The sequence below is a fragment of the Lentzea albidocapillata genome (assembly GCF_000719115.1).
Classification (GTDB): Bacteria; Actinomycetota; Actinomycetes; order Mycobacteriales; family Pseudonocardiaceae; genus Lentzea; species Lentzea albidocapillata.
On record NZ_JOEA01000024.1, the window covers coordinates 105,507 to 123,226 of the forward strand.

13 protein-coding genes are annotated in these 17,720 nt (G+C 69.9%); 8 read left to right on the top strand and 5 right to left on the bottom strand.

The features are described from left to right. Nucleotides 1-58: 58 nt before the first annotated feature. Both IG04_RS0134545 and IG04_RS0134550 read left to right on the top strand, forming a co-directional pair. Nucleotides 59-874, top strand: a complete 816-nt coding sequence (locus IG04_RS0134545) for an SAM-dependent methyltransferase (protein WP_030480943.1) — start codon at nucleotides 59-61, stop codon at nucleotides 872-874. A 130-nt stretch (nucleotides 875-1,004) separates the two neighbouring features. Then, entirely contained in the window at nucleotides 1,005-3,098 is a 2,094-nt protein-coding gene (locus IG04_RS0134550) for a putative bifunctional diguanylate cyclase/phosphodiesterase (protein ID WP_245816651.1), read from the top strand. Between the two features lie 42 nt (nucleotides 3,099-3,140). On the opposite strand, the gene IG04_RS0134555 is transcribed toward IG04_RS0134550, so the two are convergent. Then, a complete protein-coding gene (locus tag IG04_RS0134555) occupies nucleotides 3,141-4,088 on the bottom strand; it encodes a chitinase (protein ID WP_030480945.1) in 948 nt (315 codons plus the stop codon). Between the two features lie 193 nt (nucleotides 4,089-4,281). On the opposite strand from IG04_RS0134555, the gene IG04_RS0134560 reads away from it, so the two are divergent. Together IG04_RS0134560 and IG04_RS0134565 are read left to right on the top strand one after the other, a co-directional pair. Next, nucleotides 4,282-7,419, top strand: a complete 3,138-nt coding sequence (locus IG04_RS0134560) for an ATP-dependent helicase (RefSeq protein ID WP_030480946.1) — start codon at nucleotides 4,282-4,284, stop codon at nucleotides 7,417-7,419. A gap of 97 nt (nucleotides 7,420-7,516) precedes the next feature. After that, nucleotides 7,517-10,876: an ATP-dependent helicase gene (locus IG04_RS0134565; RefSeq protein ID WP_030480947.1), complete on the top strand. Its 3,360-nt coding sequence runs from the start codon at nucleotides 7,517-7,519 to the stop codon at nucleotides 10,874-10,876. Nucleotides 10,877-11,064: 188 nt separating this feature from the next. Here IG04_RS0134565 and IG04_RS0134570 read toward each other — a convergent pair whose 3' ends face one another. Next, a complete protein-coding gene (locus IG04_RS0134570) occupies nucleotides 11,065-11,601 on the bottom strand; it encodes a hypothetical protein (RefSeq protein WP_173850022.1) in 537 nt (178 codons plus the stop codon). Nucleotides 11,602-11,677: 76 nt separating this feature from the next. Further along, complete coding sequence (locus tag IG04_RS0134575) at nucleotides 11,678-12,058, bottom strand: DoxX family protein (protein ID WP_030480949.1); 381 nt, start codon at nucleotides 12,056-12,058, stop codon at nucleotides 11,678-11,680. A gap of 62 nt (nucleotides 12,059-12,120) precedes the next feature. Here IG04_RS0134575 and IG04_RS0134580 point away from each other — a divergent pair, with 62 nt between their 5' ends. Continuing rightward, nucleotides 12,121-13,572: a M20/M25/M40 family metallo-hydrolase gene (locus IG04_RS0134580; protein ID WP_051771272.1), complete on the top strand. Its 1,452-nt coding sequence runs from the start codon at nucleotides 12,121-12,123 to the stop codon at nucleotides 13,570-13,572. Further along, nucleotides 13,569-14,612, top strand: a complete 1,044-nt coding sequence (locus IG04_RS0134585) for a potassium channel family protein (RefSeq protein WP_030480951.1) — start codon at nucleotides 13,569-13,571, stop codon at nucleotides 14,610-14,612. The genes IG04_RS0134580 and IG04_RS0134585 overlap by 4 nt, the downstream gene beginning before the upstream one ends. On the opposite strand, the gene IG04_RS0134590 is transcribed toward IG04_RS0134585, so the two are convergent. Next, nucleotides 14,581-15,036, bottom strand: a complete 456-nt coding sequence (locus IG04_RS0134590; protein ID WP_144065633.1) for a hypothetical protein — start codon at nucleotides 15,034-15,036, stop codon at nucleotides 14,581-14,583. The two genes, IG04_RS0134585 and IG04_RS0134590, sit on opposite strands and share 32 nt — an antisense overlap. A 43-nt stretch (nucleotides 15,037-15,079) precedes the next feature. Continuing rightward, nucleotides 15,080-15,661: a single stranded DNA-binding domain-containing protein gene (locus tag IG04_RS0134595; protein ID WP_030480953.1), complete on the bottom strand. Its 582-nt coding sequence runs from the start codon at nucleotides 15,659-15,661 to the stop codon at nucleotides 15,080-15,082. Between the two features lie 80 nt (nucleotides 15,662-15,741). On the opposite strand from IG04_RS0134595, the gene IG04_RS0134600 reads away from it, so the two are divergent. Both IG04_RS0134600 and IG04_RS0134605 read left to right on the top strand, forming a co-directional pair. Further along, nucleotides 15,742-16,410 carry a response regulator transcription factor gene (locus IG04_RS0134600; RefSeq protein WP_030480954.1) on the top strand — a complete coding sequence of 223 codons (669 nt, stop codon included), beginning with the start codon at nucleotides 15,742-15,744 and terminating at the stop codon, nucleotides 16,408-16,410. After that, entirely contained in the window at nucleotides 16,407-17,684 is a 1,278-nt protein-coding gene (locus IG04_RS0134605) for a sensor histidine kinase (RefSeq protein ID WP_030480955.1), read from the top strand. The genes IG04_RS0134600 and IG04_RS0134605 overlap by 4 nt, the downstream gene beginning before the upstream one ends. Nucleotides 17,685-17,720: the final 36 nt, after the last annotated feature.

The following is a 17,720-nucleotide window of genomic DNA, read 5'->3' on the forward strand; positions in this document are numbered from 1 at the left end:
CTCGCACTTTGTGCCTGCGTAAGCTAGTGCATCCGCAACCTGAAGAGGGTGGGTAGTCGTGTCCGACGTGCAGAACTGGGTTCCGCAGAGCGTCGATGTCTCCGTGCCGAGCGCGGCGCGCGTCTACGACTACCTGCTGGGGGGCGCGCACAACTTCGCGGTCGACCGCCTGATGGGCGACAAGGCCGAGCAGATGATGCCGAACTCCCGCAGCGCGGCCAGGCTCAACCGGGCCTTCCTGCGCCGCGCGGTGCGCTTCATGACCGAGCAGGGCGTGCGCCAGTTCCTGGACATCGGCTCGGGCATCCCGACCGTGGCCAACGTGCACGAGGTCGCGCAGGAGGCGCACCCGTCGTGCCGTGTCATGTACGTGGACCGCGATCCCGTCGCCGTCGCGCACGGTGAGCTGATCATCGCGGGCAACGAGCGCGTCGGCGTGCTGCAGGCCGACATGCGCGACCCGGACAGCATCCTGAACAGCGGCGAGGTGAACCGGCTGCTCGACTTCGACCAGCCGATCGGCCTGCTGATGCTGTTCATGGTCCATTGGGTGCCGGACGAGGCGGACCCGCAGAGCCTGCTCAAGCGCTACCGCGAGGCGCTGCCCAGCGGGAGTTACCTCGCGATCTCGCACATGGCCGGCGACCACGTCAACGACGACGCCCGGTCGGTCACCGACAGGATGGCCAAGGCGGGCGGTGGTGACGTCGCCTATCGCGACCGCGCCGAGGTCGAGTCGTTCTTCGGGGATTTCGAACTGGTCGAGCCCGGACTCGTCAAATTCGCCGAATGGCGACCCTCCGGTCCCGGTGACATCTCGGATGATCCAGCGGTGAACAGGATCGCGTTCGCCGGCGTCGGCCGGAAGCCATAGGATTATCGATGGTGTGATGTCGATTCACGCGACCGGTTGAGGCGGGGCCGACTCTGCGTGGGTAAACTGCCGGACCTCAGAGCCATGCGAGGCGGCCCACCGAATGTCGAAGCCGAGTCGAATACCAGACGTGACGCCCTCGCCTCAGGACAATGCGAGGGCGCGGACGACACTCGCCCGCAAATGGTCGTATCGCCTGCTCGGAGCAGTCGCGATTCCACTGGGCCGGGAAGATCTCGACGAGGAACTGAGCGTCCGGCTGGACGCGTTGTGTTCGATGCTGCACGAAGAGCCGTTCACGACCATCCCGGTCGAGGCGGCGGGCGCCGACCTGGCGGCGCTGGGCCATCTGGGCCGGTTCGGGCTGCGGTGCACCACCGAGGTCCTCGGCAAGGGCCTGCTCGCGCTGCCGGAGTTCCAGCCCGTCGAGCGGTACGCGGAACGGATCGCGCTCGCGATGGGCGCGCTCGGCGCCGGTTTCACCGCGGCGAACTCGGAATCCGTGCTCGCGCAGCAGGAGAGCATGCAGCGGTCGTTGCTCAAGGCGGTCCGCGACGCGAACTGGAACCTCAAGGAGAGCCAGGCCCGCTTCAACGAGGTCGTCACGTCGTCCACCAACGGCGTGCTGATCGTCGACCTCGAGGGCCGGCTGCTCCAGGTGAACGCGGCCACCGGCCAGATTCTCGGGCGCACCTCCGACGAGCTCACCGGCATGCCGCTGCTCGACCTGATCGAACCCGACTTCACCGAGATGCTGCGCGAGGCGATGACCGACCTCGCCGCCGGCACCATCGAGCGCTTCCGGCAGTCGCAACGGTTGCTGCGCGAGGACGGCGAGTCCGCGCCGGTGACGCTGACCGCGTCACTGCTGCGCGGTGCCGACGACCAGCCGATGCACTTCGTCGTCGTGGTCGAGGACGGCACCGAACTGGCGCTGCTGCAGAGCGAGCTCAAGCGGCAGTCGTTGCACGACCCGCTGACCGGGCTGCCGAACCGCCAGTTCTTCACCACCCAGCTGGAGATCGCGCTGCGCAAGGCCGATCCCGAGCACGGCATCACCGTCCTCCACCTCGACCTCGATGCGTTCGGCATGCTGCGCGACAGCTTCGGCGGCCGGGTCGTCGAGCGGTACCTGCAGCACGTGAGCGGCCGGCTGAAGACGTTGCTGGCGGGCGAGAAGGTCATGATCGCCCGGTTCGGCGGCGACGAGTTCGGCGTCCTGCTGGAGAACACGGCGACGACGCCGGGCATCGACGCGATCATGAAGAGCATCAACGACGACCTCATGCTCGAACCGACCTTTGTGGACGGTCACGGGCTGTCGGCGTCGATGAGCGCCGGCGTCGTGCACCGGCCGGGCACCGACGAGGAACCGCTCGACGTGCTGCGCTCGGCGGAACGGTCCTTGCGCCGTGCCAAGAAGGGCAGGCGCGGGCAGTGGGACCTGTTCCACGCCGGCCAGGACGCCGAGGAGCGCCGGGACGACGCGCTGGCCGTGGAGATGCCGGCCGCGTGGGAGAACGGCGAGATCACCGTGCGGTACCGGCCGGTCGTGCGGCTCGCGGACGGCGAGGACAGCGGTGTCGAGGCAGAGTTCCACTGGGACAGACCGGAATCCGGCGCGCTCGGCCACGGCCGGTGCGCGGACCTGGCCGAACAGACCGGCTTGATCCTGCCGCTCGGCGGATGGCTGCTGAAGGTCGCCGGCGGTCAGTCGGCGTGGTGGCGGCAGCGCGGGCAGCTGGACAGGACGCTGGCCGTGCGGCTCACCGCGCACCAATCGTCCGACGCGGACCTGGTCTCGCGGGTCGTGGAGGTGCTCGACCAGATCGGGGTGCCCGCCGGGAAGCTGATGATCAGCATGCCCGGTGGCGTGCTGTCCGTGGCCGACGCGGCGGACAACCTCGTGGTGCTGTCCCGCATGGGCGTGCTGACGGCGATCGACGACTTCGGGATGGCGCCGCTCGACTTCGGGCTGCTCGCGTCCGAGTTGCCGGTGCAGGCGGTGCGGGTGGCGCCCGGCCTGGTGGCGAGCCGGTCCCCGTACGTGGCGGCGCTGCTGCCGTTGTTGCGGGAGCGGGGTGTGGCGGTCGCCGTGGAGGGGATCGGCAGCGCCGAGCAGGCCGAGTGGTGGCGTGCCGCCGGAGCCGGCTTCGCGACCGGCGACCACTTCGGGGTGGCGCGGGAGCCGGGCGAGTTCCTGCAGACCTTGGAACTCCGGTGACCGGACGGGGTCGGGGTCACGTCCGGCCACCGGAGAAGTTTTCTAGCCGGTGAACTTCGCCAGCGCCTTGGTGAACTCGTAGGTCTGCTGGTTGATGCCACTGCACGAGGAGCTCATCGCCCCGCAGTTGCCGCGGTCCCGGTTGACGGCCCAGAACGACACGCGTGCCAGGTGCTTGGAGTTCGCCCACGTCACGATGTCGCGGAAGTTCTGCGGGGTGACGGTCTCGCCGGTGTCGGTCTTGCCGTTCATCGACGACAGCCCGCTGCGCCGGTACGCCGCGTCGTCGGTGAGGCCGTACGTCGACTTGACGTGGTTCTTCAGGCCGTCGACGGCGCTCTTGGTGAGGGCGAACATGTCACCGCCGCTGCCCCAGTCGAACGGCATGACGGCCCACGTGTCGATCGGCGCGCCGAGTTCCTTGGCCCGCGTGATCAGGCGCTTGCCCCAGGAGTTCGGGCCGGTGCGGTCGGTCGGCATGGTGATGACCGTCTTCACGCTCGGGTTGTTCTGCTTGATGATCTTCAGCGCGCCGAGCACGCGGTCCTGCGTGGTGTTGTTCTCGAACTCGGCGGCCTCGATGTCGATGTCGATCGCCTTGAGTGCGTAGGCGTCGATCACCTTCTGGTAGGCGCCGGCGAGCGCGGCCGGTGAGCCGCAGAACTGGCCGAGTTTGTTGCCGGACCAGCCGCCGATCGACGGCACCGCGTCACCGCCCGCCGCGCGGATCGAGTTGATCAGGGTCCGGTCCGAGCCGGTCAGCGAACGGGAGCCGTCCCACTTCGGGTTGCACGTGCCGTCGCTGAGGATGAACGCGAGGGTGAACGACCTGATGCCCGTCTGCTGCATCACCGTGGCGGGGTTGGGCCGGCCACCCCACTGGTAGAGGTAGGGCGCCGCGAGCACGGGGTTGACGGCCGCCTGTGCGGTCGTGGGCAGCATGATCGCCGCGCAGGTGGCAGCGACAGCGCCGACGAGGAACCGCTTCATCAGTCCTCCAAGACTGCTCGGTCCAGGGCGGCGGAGCTGCGGTGAGGGGCTCACAACGTCTTCAAAAATGGACTAGACCACCACTATCTGTCAAGAAGGTAGACGAAATCGGCCGTGGTTCGCCCGGCGCCGTTTCGCCCCTGGTCGGGCGGCCTTTGACGATCTTGTCGGTGCCGCATGGTGCAATCGAGTCGTGGCACTTCCACCGCAGCTGGTCCGCCGAAGGCCGGAGACGCGCCCGCGTCCCCGGTGGGACGCCGCTGCCCAGCGGGTCTTCTCCCGCGAGGGCTTCGTCCGGGTGCTCGGCGGCCCCGGCACCGGCAAGACGACGCTGCTCGCCGAGCTGGCCACGCACGTCGTGCTGGAACACGGGGCAGATCCCGAGAACGTGCTTGTGCTGACGGCGAACAGACGCGCGTCGGTGGCGTTGCGCGCGCAGATCACGCAGTTGCTGACGGGGCGGCTGTCGGCGATCCGCGAGCCGTTGGTGCGGACCGTGCACTCCTATGCGTTCGCCGTGCTGCGCAACCAGGCGGTGCTGCTGGGCGAGCCGCCGCCGCGGTTGCTGTCCGGCCCGGACCAGGACGCGATGGTGCGCGAACTGCTCGCCGGCGACGTGGAGCTGGGCGCGTTGAAGTGGCCGGAGCGGTTGCGGGCGGCGCTGGAGCTGCCGGGGTTCACGCACGAGCTGCGGGATCTGCTGCTGCGCGCGGCGGAGCGCGGGCTCGGGCCGGAAGACCTGATCGAGCTCGGCGAACAGCACGGGCGCGACGAGTGGGTGGCGGCCGGGCGGTTCGGGGCGCAGTACGAGGCGGTGAACCTGTTGTCCGGGCTGGACTCCGCGACGGCGTACGCCCCCGCCTACGACGCGGCCGAGCTCGTGTCGTCGGCCTACGCGGCGTTCGTGAACGACGAGGACCTGCTGTTCGCCGAACGGCGGCGCGTGCGGTACCTGCTGGTCGACGACGCGCAGCACCTTGATCCGATGCAGTACTCGCTGATCCGCTCGCTCGGGTCGGGAGCCGCGCGGTTCGTGCTGGCCGGTGATCCGGACCAGGCGATCTTCACGTTCCGCGGTGCCGATCCGGAGATCCTGCGGGACGCCGACGGCGAGACCGTCGTGCTGCGGCAGTCGCACCGGATGATGCCCGAGGTCCGGGACGCGGTGGCCAGGCTGGCGGCCCGCTTGCCCGGTGCTTCTCCCGCGCGCATGGTCGATCCGGTCGACGGCGAGGGCTCCGTGCAGGTGCGGTTGCTCGCGTCGTCCGCGCAGGAGGCGACGTGGGTGGCGGACCAGCTGCGGCGTTCGCACCTGGCCGACGAGGTGCCGTGGTCGCAGATGGCCGTGGTGGTGCGGTCGGCCACGTTGTCCCTGCCGGTGCTGCAACGGGCTCTGCTCGCCGCCGGTGTGCCGGTGTCCGTCGCGTCGGACGAGCTGCCGTTGGCGCAGCAGCCGTCCGTGCGTCCGTTGCTCGCTCTCGTCCGTGCCGCCGCCTCGCCGGGTTCGTTGGACGAGGACACGGCGGCGATGCTGCTGTCGTCCTCGTACGGTGGCGCGGATCCGTTGGCGCTGCGGCGGTTGCGGCGTGGTCTGCGGCGCCTGGAGATGGCCGCGGGCGGGGACAGGCCGAGTGGCGACCTGCTCGTCGAGGTCGTGGAGAGCGGGGACAGGCTGGCCGCTTTGGAGGACGCGGAGTCGTTGCCGGCGCGGCGGATCGGGCACCTGCTGTCGTTGGCGCGCAAGGCGATCGAGGCCGGGAAGTCCGTCGAGGTCGTGCTGTGGGACCTGTGGACGGCGACAGGTCTGCAGGAGCGCTGGGTGGCGCAGTCGGCCCGGCGCGGGCTGCTCGGCATGCAGGCGGACCGCGATCTCGACGCGATCGTGGCGTTGTTCGAGGCGGCCGCGAAGTACGTCGACCGGTTGCCGGGTTCGGGTGTCGCCGGGTTCGCGGACTACCTGGAGTCGCAACGGATCGTCGGCGACACGCTGGCCGCCTCGGCCCCGACCGGGGAGGCGGTGTCCGTGCTGACGGCCCACTCGGCCGCCGGGCGCGAGTGGGAGGTCGTCGCGGTGCCCGGCGTCCAGGAGGGCAGCTGGCCGGATCTGCGGCTGCGCGGCACGGTGCTGGGCGTCGAACGCATGGTGGACGTGCTGGCCGGGATGGAGCCCTCGGTGTCGGCGGTGGCGCCGATCCTGGCCGAGGAACGCCGGTTGCTGCTCGTCGCCGCTTCCCGTGCGCGGTCGAAGCTGCTGATCAGTGCCGTGCGGGGGGAGGACGAGCAGCCGTCGCGGTTCCTCGACGAGATCGAGTCGTCCGCTGAGGACGAACGGAAGCTGCACCGGCCGCAGCGCGGTCTGGTGCTGGGCGAACTGGTCGGCGAGCTGCGCCGCGTCGTGTGCTCGGACTCCGAGGGCCCTGATCGGCGTTCGCGTGCCGCCGAGCAGCTGGCCCGGCTGGTCGAGGCGGGTGTGCCCGGTGCGCACCCGGAGTCCTGGTACGGCCTGGCCGAAGTGTCCATCGACGCTCCACTGTGGACCGAAGAGCAGAAGGTCAGCGTGACGCCGTCGACCATCGAGGTGATCACGAAGTGCCCGTTGCGCTGGGTCGTCGAGCGGCACGGCGGGCAGGACCCGGCGGAGCTCGCCTCGGTGACGGGCACGCTGGTCCACGCACTGGCGCAGGCGGCGTCGTCCGGTGCGGACGCGCAGCAGCTCAGGGTGAAACTCGACGAGGCGTGGGCCGCGGTGGACGCCGGTGCCCCGTGGTTCTCCCGCCGCGAACGCCTGCGGGTGGAGAAGATGCTCGACACGTTCCTCGCGTGGCTGGCCATGAGCCGCAGCCAGCTCACGCAGGTCGCGGTCGAGGAGGAGATGGTCGTCGACGTGCCGAAACGCGACGGCGGGCCGTGGCTGCAGGTCAGGGGCCGGGTCGACCGTCTCGAACAGGACGAGGACGGCCGCCCCGTGGTGATCGACCTCAAGACCGGCAAGAGCCCGGTGTCGCGCGAGGCCTCGCAGGAACACCCGCAGCTGGCCGTCTACCAGCTCGCGTCGTCGCTGGGCGGCTTCACCCACATCGGACTCGGAACCGAGCCAGGCGGTGCCCGCCTGCTCTACGTGGCGAAGGAGGACAAGACGACAGGAGCCGTCGAACGTACCCAGGCACCGCTGGACGAGCAGGGCGTGCAGGCGTGGCTGGAGGTCGTGCAGGGTGCCGCGGAGTCCGTGCTCGGGCCGAACTACACGGCGCGGGAGAACGCGGACTGCGACCGCTGCCCGGCCCGCACGACGTGCCCGGTCCACCCGTCCGGCCGGCAGGTCAGCGAGTAAGTACTGTCGACCTGCGTGTTTCATGCGTTCGAACTGTCGGCGAACACACCGTCCCGGGTGGTGCGGACGCGTCCGGCCCGGGTAGGAAGATGTACTGGTGACCGTCAGCCCGTTTGAGATCGCTGAGGCGCTCGGGCTGAACAAGCCGACACCCGAGCAGGCCGAGGTGATCGCCGCGCCCGCGCAGCCCGCGCTGGTCATCGCGGGCGCCGGAGCAGGCAAGACCGAGACCATGGCCGCGCGCGTGGTGTGGCTGGTGGCGAACGGGCTCGTGCTGCCCGACCGCGTGCTCGGCCTGACGTTCACGCGCAAGGCCGCGCGCCAGCTCGCGGACCGGGTGCGTGCCCGGCTGCGCAGGCTGGCCGGATCGTCCCTGCTGGACGATCTCGACCCCAGCGGCGAGCGCAAGATGGCCGTGCTGACCGGCGAGCCCGTGGTGCTGACCTACCACGCCTACGCGGGGCGCCTGGTGACCGAGCACGGGCTCCGGTTGCCGGTGGAGCCCGGCGTGCGGCTGCTGACGCAGACGGCGTCGTGGCAGCTCGCGCACCGGGTGGTGTCGACGTGGGCTCGCGACCTCGACACGGACAAGGTGCCGGCGACGATCACCGGATACCTGCTGTCGCTGGCCGGAGAGCTGGGCGAGCACCTGGTGACGCCCGAGGCGTTGGAAGCGCACGCCCTCGAGTTCTGCGCGCTGGTCGAGAACGCGCCGCGTGCGCCCCGCCAGCGGGACGCGTTGCCGGAGAAGCTGCGCGAGATCGTTGCGGCGCAACGGTTGCGGATCGCGATGCTGCCGTTGCTGGACGCGTACCAGCAGCGCAAGCGCAAGGAAGCCGCGCTGGACTTCGCGGACCAGATGTCGCTGGCCGCGCAGCTCGCCGCGTTCGACGAGGTGTCCACCGGGGAACGTGAGCGGTACGGCGCCGTTCTGCTGGACGAGTACCAGGACACCGGGCACGCGCAACGCGTGTTGCTGCGGTCGTTGTTCGGCGAGGGCAAGCCGATGCCGGTGACGTCCGTGGGCGACCCGGCGCAGGCCATCTACGGCTGGCGCGGGGCGTCGGCCGCGAACCTGCCGCGCTTCGCCGACGACTTCCCGCCGACGAAGAAGTTCGGCCTGCTGACCAGTTTCCGCAACCCGCCTGAGGTACTCGAACTCGCCAACGCCGTCTCGTTGCCGTTGCGGGAAGCCGGCTTGGACGTCGACGAGCTGCGCGCGAGGCCTGGCGCCGGACCGGGTGACGTCCGGCTGGCGTTGCACGCCGACATCCGCCAGGAGCTCGACTGGATGGCGGACAACGTTGCGGCACAATGGGAAGCGCACCTCGACACCGAGGGCGTGCCGCCGACCGCGGCCGTGCTGGTGCGCCGCCGTTCGGACATGGCCGCCATCGCCGCCGCGTTGCGCGAACGAGGCCTGCCGGTCGAGGTGGTCGGCCTCGGCGGCTTGCTGGACGAACCCGAGGTGCGCGACCTGGTGTCGGCCCTGAGGGTGCTCGTCGATCCCCTGGCGGGCACCGCCGCCGCCCGCCTCCTGACCGGCTCGCGCTGGCGCCTGGCGGCCGTCGACCTGGCCGCGCTGTGGTCCAGGGCCCGTGACCTGGCGGGCGTCGCACCACGACAGTCCGTTGTGGACGATCCGCTGATGGTGCTGGCCGACGCGTTGCCCGGCGAACACGCCGAACAGGCAGGCCTGGCCGACGCCCTGGACGACCCCGGCGACCCGGACGCCTACTCCACCGACGGCTACCGGCGCATCCGGCGGCTCGGCGGCGAGCTCGCGGCGTTGCGGCGCAGGCTCGACCAGCCACTGCCCGAACTGGTGGCCGACGTGGAACGCACCCTGCTGCTGGACATCGAGTCGATGTCACGCCCCGGCATGGTCGGCCGCGCCCACCTCGACGCCTTCTCCGACGTCGTGACGGACTTCGCCGCCGCCTCCCCGTCCGCCACACTCCCGTCGCTGCTCGACTACCTCTACACGGCAGAGCACGCCGAAGACGGCCTCGAACCCGGCGAGGTCGAGGTCTCCGAAGACCGCGTGCAGATCCTCACCGTCCACTCGGCGAAGGGCCTGGAGTGGCACATCGTCGCGCTGCCGCACCTGGTTCGCGACGTGTTCCCGGGCCGCAAGAAGTCCTCGTGCTGGCTCAAGTCCGTGACCGAACTGCCGGCCCCCCTGCGCGGCGACTCGGCCGACCTGCCCACGTTGAAACTGTCCGCCGGCTACAACCGCAAAGAGGTCGACGAGGCGCTCACCATCCACGCCGAGGAGTTCGAGGAACGCCGCCTCGTGGAGGAACGCCGCCTCTTCTACGTGGGCGTCACCCGAGCCGAACACAGCCTGCTGATGTCGGGCCACTGGTGGGCTGAGGCCGGCGGCAAGCCCAAGGGCCCATCGATCTTCCTGCAGGAGATGCACGAGGTCCTGCAGCGCGACAATCCGCCCGGCGACGTGTCCAGCTGGGCACCCGAACCGGACGCGGACACCCCGAACCCACTGGCCGAGGACGTGAAGTCCTCGATCTGGCCAGCCGACCCCCTCGGCAAACGCCGCGACGCCGTGGTCGAGGGCGCCCAGCTCGTCCTGGCCGCGCTCGACACCCTGCGCAACGCCCCACCGGCACCACTGCCACTGATCTTCGAAGAGCCCCCGGCCGAGGTCCTCGACGAGGACTACCCGCCCCCCACCGACGAGCCCCCGGACGACGACTTCCCGCCGGAGCCCGAACCACTCCCGGACGACGTCATCCCAGACGACCCGGAAATGCCCTTGGACGAGGACCCAGACGGCTGGGCCCGCGACGTCGACGTCCTCCTGGCCGAACGAGCCGCCTCCCAGAACCGCCGAGAACAGGTGGCCCTCCCAGACCACCTCTCGGTCTCACAGCTGGTGGAACTCGCCAAGGACCCAGACCTGCTGGCCCGCCGCCTACGCCGCCCACTCCCGTTCCCACCGAACCCACTGGCCCGCCGAGGCACGGCCTTCCACACGTGGCTGGAAAACCGCTTCGGCGCCACCCGCCTACTCGACATCGACGACCTGCCAGGCGCAGGCGACGCCGACGCGGCACCGGACGCGGACCTGGAACGCCTGAAGGAGTCGTTCCTCGCCAGCGACTGGGCAGACCGCACACCGCACGACGTGGAAGTGCCGTTCGAGGCGGAGTTCGACGGCATCTCGGTCCGCGGCCGCATGGACGCCGTGTACCGAGACCCCGACGGCTGGACCGTCGTGGACTGGAAGACGGGCGCCGTCCCGGACGCCGAGGCCCTGCCGGCCCTGTCCGTACAGCTCGCCGCGTACCGGCTGGCGTGGGCGGCCCTGATCGGCGCGCCGCTGGAGCAGGTGCGGGCCGCTTTCCACTACGTGCGGCACGACCACACGGTGCGGCCGGCGGACCTGCTCGACGAGCAGGGCCTGAAGGACCTGATCCGCTCGGTGGGGTCATGATCGCGAGTTGTCCACAGGTTGCGGCTTTTTGACCTGCGGTTATCTTCTGCTGGGTAGCCTGTGGATAGCCGGGAACCTAAGTCGCGTTTCACTCGTTGCGTGACAAGGAAGCGCGCGGGGGCAGCAGACCAGCCTCCGCTCGGCCCTGCGACCAGCTCAACCCTGCGAGCGAGCTGTCGTCCTCACCCTCAGCCCTGCGAACTGCCCGCAGGCGCGTGCGACGCCTTCAACACCCGCTCATACAGCACCTCAAGCAGCCACCGCCCGAACAGCGACGGCCCGAACTCGGGCGACCGGTCCTCCGGCGGCACCATGAGCTCGGCCCCGCTGTCGTCGCCCACGACGACGCCGATGCCGTAGTAGTCGAGTTCGATGAAGGACCAGGCCTGCGACTCGTCGGTGCGGGGGAGCATCACCGCGCACGGGGCCAGGGTCAGGAGAGTGCCGCACGACTGGAGGGCGCGGTCTGTCGTGGACTCGCTCACCAGGACGCCGACCAGTTCCACGGCGGCCACGGGGAGGCGGTCGTGTGCTTCTGGCTCGAACCACGAGCGGAACCAGGACGGGTCGGCTCTCGGGGGCCAGCCGTTCTGGGTTCTCCACTCGTGTACGTCGGGCAGCAAACGCACTACCGCGGACACCTGCTGGCCCAGGACGGCGACGTCGGGGACGACGACTCCGTCCCAGCCGAGTGAGGTCGCGGCGCGCTGGAGGAGCGTTTGCACAGGGCGCATCCTAAGGTTCCTCGCGCAGAAAATGACAGCGTTTGCGGGATACTTGGTTAAGGATTACCCAGGGTGGTCATGGGGAGGCTTTCGCCACTTTCCACGCCCATGCGACGAGTGGGATCTGCAGCGGCAGGCGGCCGTAGGCGATGGCGCGGGCTTTGGGGGACTTGTCCCGGAAGTCCAGAGCCATTTTCACGTTCGCCGGGAACACGGCCACGAACAGTGCGACTGCCGCGAAGGCGCCCATACGGCGGGTTCGAGGGGTGGCCACTGCGGCGGCCACGGCCAGTTCGGCGGCACCTGACACGTACGTCCACTGCCTCGGGGTGCCGGGCAGCGAGCGGGGGACGATCGCGTCGTAGTACTTCGGCCTGGTGAAGTGGGTTGCTCCGGCCAGACCTAGCAGTGCGGCGAGCGCCAGCGCCGACCGCGCTCGGGAACGGGTTGGTTCCATGGCGTCACCCTGTCATGCCTACGCCGCGTAGGCGAGGCGGGGCTGGCCTATTCTCCACTGCCGTGGCAGGTGATTCTCGTCATTCCGAACGCCCCGAACTCCCAGAACGCCCCGAACGCGCCGCTGTCGCCGCGCTGGCCGACTCCTTCGTGACCGGGCTCTGCGAGTGGATCAGGATTCCGAGCATCGGGGTCGACCCGACGCATCACGCTGACGTGCGGAGATCCGCCGAGTGGCTGGCGAACGCGCTGCGAGAGGACGGCTGGCCGGAGGTCGAGGTCTGGGGTGACGGGCCGGCGCTGCCTGCCGTGTTCGCCTGCTGGCCGGCGGACGATCCGGACGCGCCCACCGTGCTCGTTTACGGGCACCACGACGTGCAGCCGGTCGATCCGGTGCAACGCTGGGACTACCCGCCGTTCGAGCCCTTGATCAGCGGCGATGAGATCCGGGGGCGTGGCGCGAGTGATGACAAGGGACAGGTCGCGATGCACCTGCTCGCGGTCAAAGCGCATCTCGCTGCCACCGGGCAGAATGCGCCGAGCGTCACGTTGAAACTCTTCGTCGAAGGCGAGGAGGAATCGGGATCGCCGCATCTGCGAAAGCTGCTCGAAGATCACGAAGCCGAACTCGGCTGTGATCTTGTGGTGTTCACCGATACGGCATTGCACGAACGTGACGCGCCGACGGTCACCACTGGGCAAAGGGGTGTTCTCGGCGCCGAAATCACGTTCGAAGGCGGCACGGACGACGTGCATTCCGGGCGTGCGGGCGGTGCGATTCCGAACCCGGCGACGGCTCTCGCGAAACTGATCGCCGCGCTGCACGACGACGACAACAGGATCCGGCTCGAAGGCTTCTACGACGACGTCCGGGAACCGTCCACAAAGGAACGCGAGGACTACGCCGCGCTGCCGTTCGACGAGCGGAAGTGGCTCCAGGGCAACGGTGGCGGCGCCCAGGCGACCTACGGTGAGACCGGCTACAGCACGCTCGAACGGATCTGGGTCCGGCCCACCGCCGAGGTCAACGGCATCAGCGCCGGCTACACCGGCCCCGGTCTGAAGACCATCATCCCCGCGACCGCCACCGCGAAGATCAGCTTCCGGCTCGTGCCCGACCAGCGCCCGGAGAAGGTCGAGCAGCAGCTCAGCCGGTTCGTCGCCGAGCACACCCCGCCGGGCATCACGGCGCGGGTCGGCTTCAGGGGCGAAGGCGTGCCTCCGTACGCGATCAGCCCCTACGACCCGGCCAACGCCGCCGTCAAGGAGGCCATGGAACTCGCGTTCGACCAGCCCGTCCGGTTCGCGCGGGCCGGCGGTTCCGGGCCCGCGGCGGTGCTCCAGCAGCGACTCGGGGTGCCCCTCGTCTACCTCGGCGCGACCTTGCCGGATGATCGCGTCCACGCGCCGAACGAGCGCGTAGTGGTGCCGGTGCTCCTTCAAGGCGCGGAGGCGGCTGCTCACCTGTGGCGGATGCTTGCCCAAGCGGAGATCGCGAAGAGGTTGTCCCGATGAGCCTGTCTGATGAAGCGTCGCACTCGCTCGTCGGCGTGATCAGGATGCCGGACAAGGTCGAGAGCCCTGTCCGCGCGATCCTGAAGCGCGTCATCGGCGCGATGGCGGCGCTGCTGCTCGCGGTGATGATCGTCTACCTGGACCGAGACGGCTATCGCGATGTGAACGAGGACGGCGTCTCGCTGCTCGATGCGTTCTACTACGCGACGGTCTCTCTCTCGACGACTGGCTACGGCGACATCACGCCCGCGTCGTCGTCAGCTCGGCTGATCAACGTTCTGGTCATCACGCCGTTGCGGGTCCTGTTCCTGATCGTGCTGGTCGGCACGACACTCGAAGTTCTCACGGAGCGCTCCCGTCAGGCGTTGCGCATTCAAAAGTGGAGGCGGATTGTGCGTGACCACGTCGTAGTCGTCGGCTACGGCACTAAGGGGCGTTCGGCGGTCGCGGCGCTGCTCGGCGACGGTGTCGACCCCGGCTCGATCGTCGTCGTCGACACCGTGCAGGAGTCGCTGGACGCGGCGTCCGCCAAGGGGCTGGTGGTCGTGCATGGGTCCGGTACGCGCAACGACGTGCTGAGGGTCGCCGGTGCCGCTCGTGCACGCGCGATCGTCGTCGCGCCGAACCGGGACGACACGGCGGTGCTGGTGACGTTGACGGCCCGCGAACTCGCGCCCAAGGCACAGATCGTGGCGTCGGTGCGGGAACGGGAGAACGAGCACCTGCTCAAGCAGTCCGGTGCCGACTCGGTGGTCGTGTCGTCCGAGACGGCCGGTCGCCTGCTCGGCATGGCCACCGCGACGCCGTCCGTCGTGGCGATGGTGGAGGACCTGCTCACGCCCGACGCCGGGCTGGCGATCGCCGAGCGGGACGTCGAGAAGAGCGAGATCGGCGGATCGCCGCGGCACCTGCCCGACATCGTGCTCGGCGTGGTGCGGGGCGGGACGCTGTTCCGGGTGGACGCTCCGGAGGCCGACGCGATCGAGCTGGGAGACCGGCTGCTCTACGTCAAGAAGGTGACTCCGCCCGGCGGGGAGTAGGCATCACGGCCGGTGCGCGCAGAGGCGCGTAGCGGAAGAGGAACGCGTAGAAGCCGCCCGCCAGCGCTGCCATGCACAGCAGCAGCGCGGTGAGGCGGCGCCCGACCGGGAGTCCGGCGGGCAGTGAGGCGGCGGAGGACACCATGTCGCCGCCGGTGTTGACGATTTCGACGGTCTCGCCCTTGGTGTGACCGCAGCCGTCGAGCTTGGCCTGCTTCTTCTCGCCGCCGGCGTCCCACTCGACGGTGTCCATGCCCTGGCCGCACGAGCCGCTCTCGACGACTGTCGCCGTCACGGGTCTAGGGGGTTCCTTGGCGCCCAGCACGCTGGCGGGCACCAAAAGCGCGACCGCGACCCCTATCCCGACCAGTCCGACGACCAGCAGGATGAACACCCATCTGTCCGGGCTTCGCGGAACCGCCACACTGCGATGTTCGCAGACGCGACGGCCCGCGTGGAGCCCAGGTTTATTTCGGCAGCTGACGCAGTTGCTCGACCTTGATCGTCTTGCCGTCGGTCACCGAACCGCTCACGGCCACCAGATCGCCGTTCTTCGGCTTCTCGGTCACCGCGGACAGGTCCAGCGACGTCTGCAGTCCGTCGACCTGGATCAACGTCGCGTTGTCGCCGTTGACGTCCTTGACGGTGCCCCGCGCCTGGGCCTTCGCCAGCGCCACGTTCAGCGCCTTGCCGTCCTTCACGCGCACGGTCACGCGCTGGTCGGCCTTGAGCCCGGCGAGGTCGCCCCCGCGCAATTTGGTGGAGCCGTCAGTGGTCAACGACACCTCGCTGCCGTCGTCCTTGGTGATCGTGAGCTTGCCGGTCTCGACCGACTTGACCCGGCCGACGACGAGCGTGCTGTCCTTGAGCTTGGCCTTGTCCGGACGGCCGGGCTTGCCGTGGCCACCGGGTGCGCCGAGGTGGCGCTCCGCGAACGCCGCGTTCGGTGGGCGGTCGGGGCCTTCGGCCGCCGTCGCGACCGCGATGCCGCCGACCGTGAGGCCGAAGGCCGCGACGATGGCGCCGGCCCACGCTGATTTCTTCGACATGCGCATCAGCCTGCGCGTGCATTCTGAGCGCAAGCTGAAGGCGAGTCGCCCGAAGTCCCGATGATCAGCAGAATGGTGAGGTGTCCGCCAGGGTGTTGGTGATCGAGGACGCCGAGGCGATCGGTGCCGCGGTGTCTTCCGCGCTGCGTGAGTCCGGGTACGACGTGCAGCACCGCCTGGACGGGCGCCAGCTGGAGGCCGACCTCGGTCGCTTCCGCCCCGACCTGGTCGTGCTCGACGTCATGCTGCCCGGCCGCGACGGCTTTCAGTTGCTCGAGGTCATCCGCCGCTCGTCCGGTGCCGGCGTGGTCATGCTGACCGCGCGCGACGGCGTGCCGGACCGGCTGCGCGGGCTGTCCGGAGGCGCCGACGACTATGTGGGCAAGCCGTTCGTGCTGGCAGAGCTCGTGGCACGGGTGTCGGCGGTGCTGCGCCGCCTCGGCCGCACGCCGTCGACCGTGCAGGTCGGCGACCTGGTCGTGGACGCCGACGCCGGTGTCGTCATGCGCGCCGACCGGCCGATCGAGCTGACCGCGACCGAACTGCGGCTGCTGGTGTACCTGGCGGCCCAGCGCGGGCGAGTGGTGTCCAAGACGCAGATCCTCACGGCAGTGTGGGGCTACGAGGACTACGACCCGAACCTGGTCGAGGTCCACGTCAGCGCCGTGCGCCGCAAGATCGAGGAACACGGCACAAGGCTCGTCCACACCGTTCGCGGCCTTGGGTACGTGCTGCGGGCCGAGGAATGAACCTCCGCACGGTCTCGTTGCGCCGGCGGGTGGCGGTGTCCGTGCTGCTGGTGCTGTTCCTGGTGCTCGTGGCACTGGTGATCTCGGTCGACCGGACGTTCGCCGGGCAGTCCTCCAAGGACGTCGACGGCGTGCTGAACAACGCCGGGGCGCGTGCGGTGGAGATGCTGAAGAACGGCAGGCGTCCGGCCGAGGTCGTCGGCGTGCTGACAAAGCGGAACATCCACGTCACCATCGAGCTGCCCAACGGCACGACCGTCGGCAGCGCGCCCGCAGAGGGGCAGTTCGAGCGCCAGGTCCGCAACGTCCAGCGCAACAAGGTCACCCTCTACGCCGACACTGAGACGATCTCGCAGGCCCAGCACAGGCTGCGGAAACTGCTGCTGATCCTGGGACTCGCGGCGATCGGCATCACCGGCGCGCTGATCGTCGTGGTGGTGCGCAGAGCGCTGGCACCGCTGGACGCCATGACCTCGCTGGCCCAGGCCATCGCCGCCGGGCACCGGGGCGGACGGCTCAACCCGTCCAGGACCGACACCGAGCTGGGACGGACCGCGGCCGCGTTCGACGGCATGCTCGACTCGCTGGAGGGCTCCGAACAGCGAACACGGCGGTTCGTCGCCGACGCCGCGCACGAGCTGAGGACGCCTATCACCGGCGTGCAGGCCGTGGCCGAGGCGCTCGTGCAGGCTCCCGTCGACTCGCCCGATCGCGACCAGATGTCGTTCCTGCTGGTCAGGGAAGCGAGAAGAGCCGGACGGCTGGTGGACGACCTGCTCGCCCTCGCCCAGCTCGACGCCGGGTACGAGATGCAACGCGAGTCGGTGGACCTGCTGGGCCTCGCCGAGGCCGAGGTGTCCAGGACCCGGTTCGTGGCGCCGGACTTCGACATCACGGCCGAGGGCGTCTCGGTCGCGGTGGTCGGGGACGGGCAACGGCTGGCGCAGGTGCTCGCGAACCTCGTGGACAACGCCCGGCAGGCGACCGGTCCACAGGGGACCGTCCGGATCCGGGTCGACCTGACCGGGTTCACCGTGTCCGACAACGGGCCGGGCGTGCCCGAGGCCGAACGCGAGCGGATCTTCGACCGGCTGGTGCGGCTCGACGACGCCCGCGACCGGCGATCCGGTGGATCAGGGCTGGGCCTGGCAATCGCCCGTGGCGTGATCCGTGCACACGGTGGAGACCTGACCTGTGAGCCCTCCGATCAGGGCGCTGTGTTCCGTGTGGTGCTGCCCGCGGTCAATCCGGTCGCCGAGCCGGGCCGCGTTTGATTCCATCGGGGTGTGGACGCACGGGCAGACCTACCT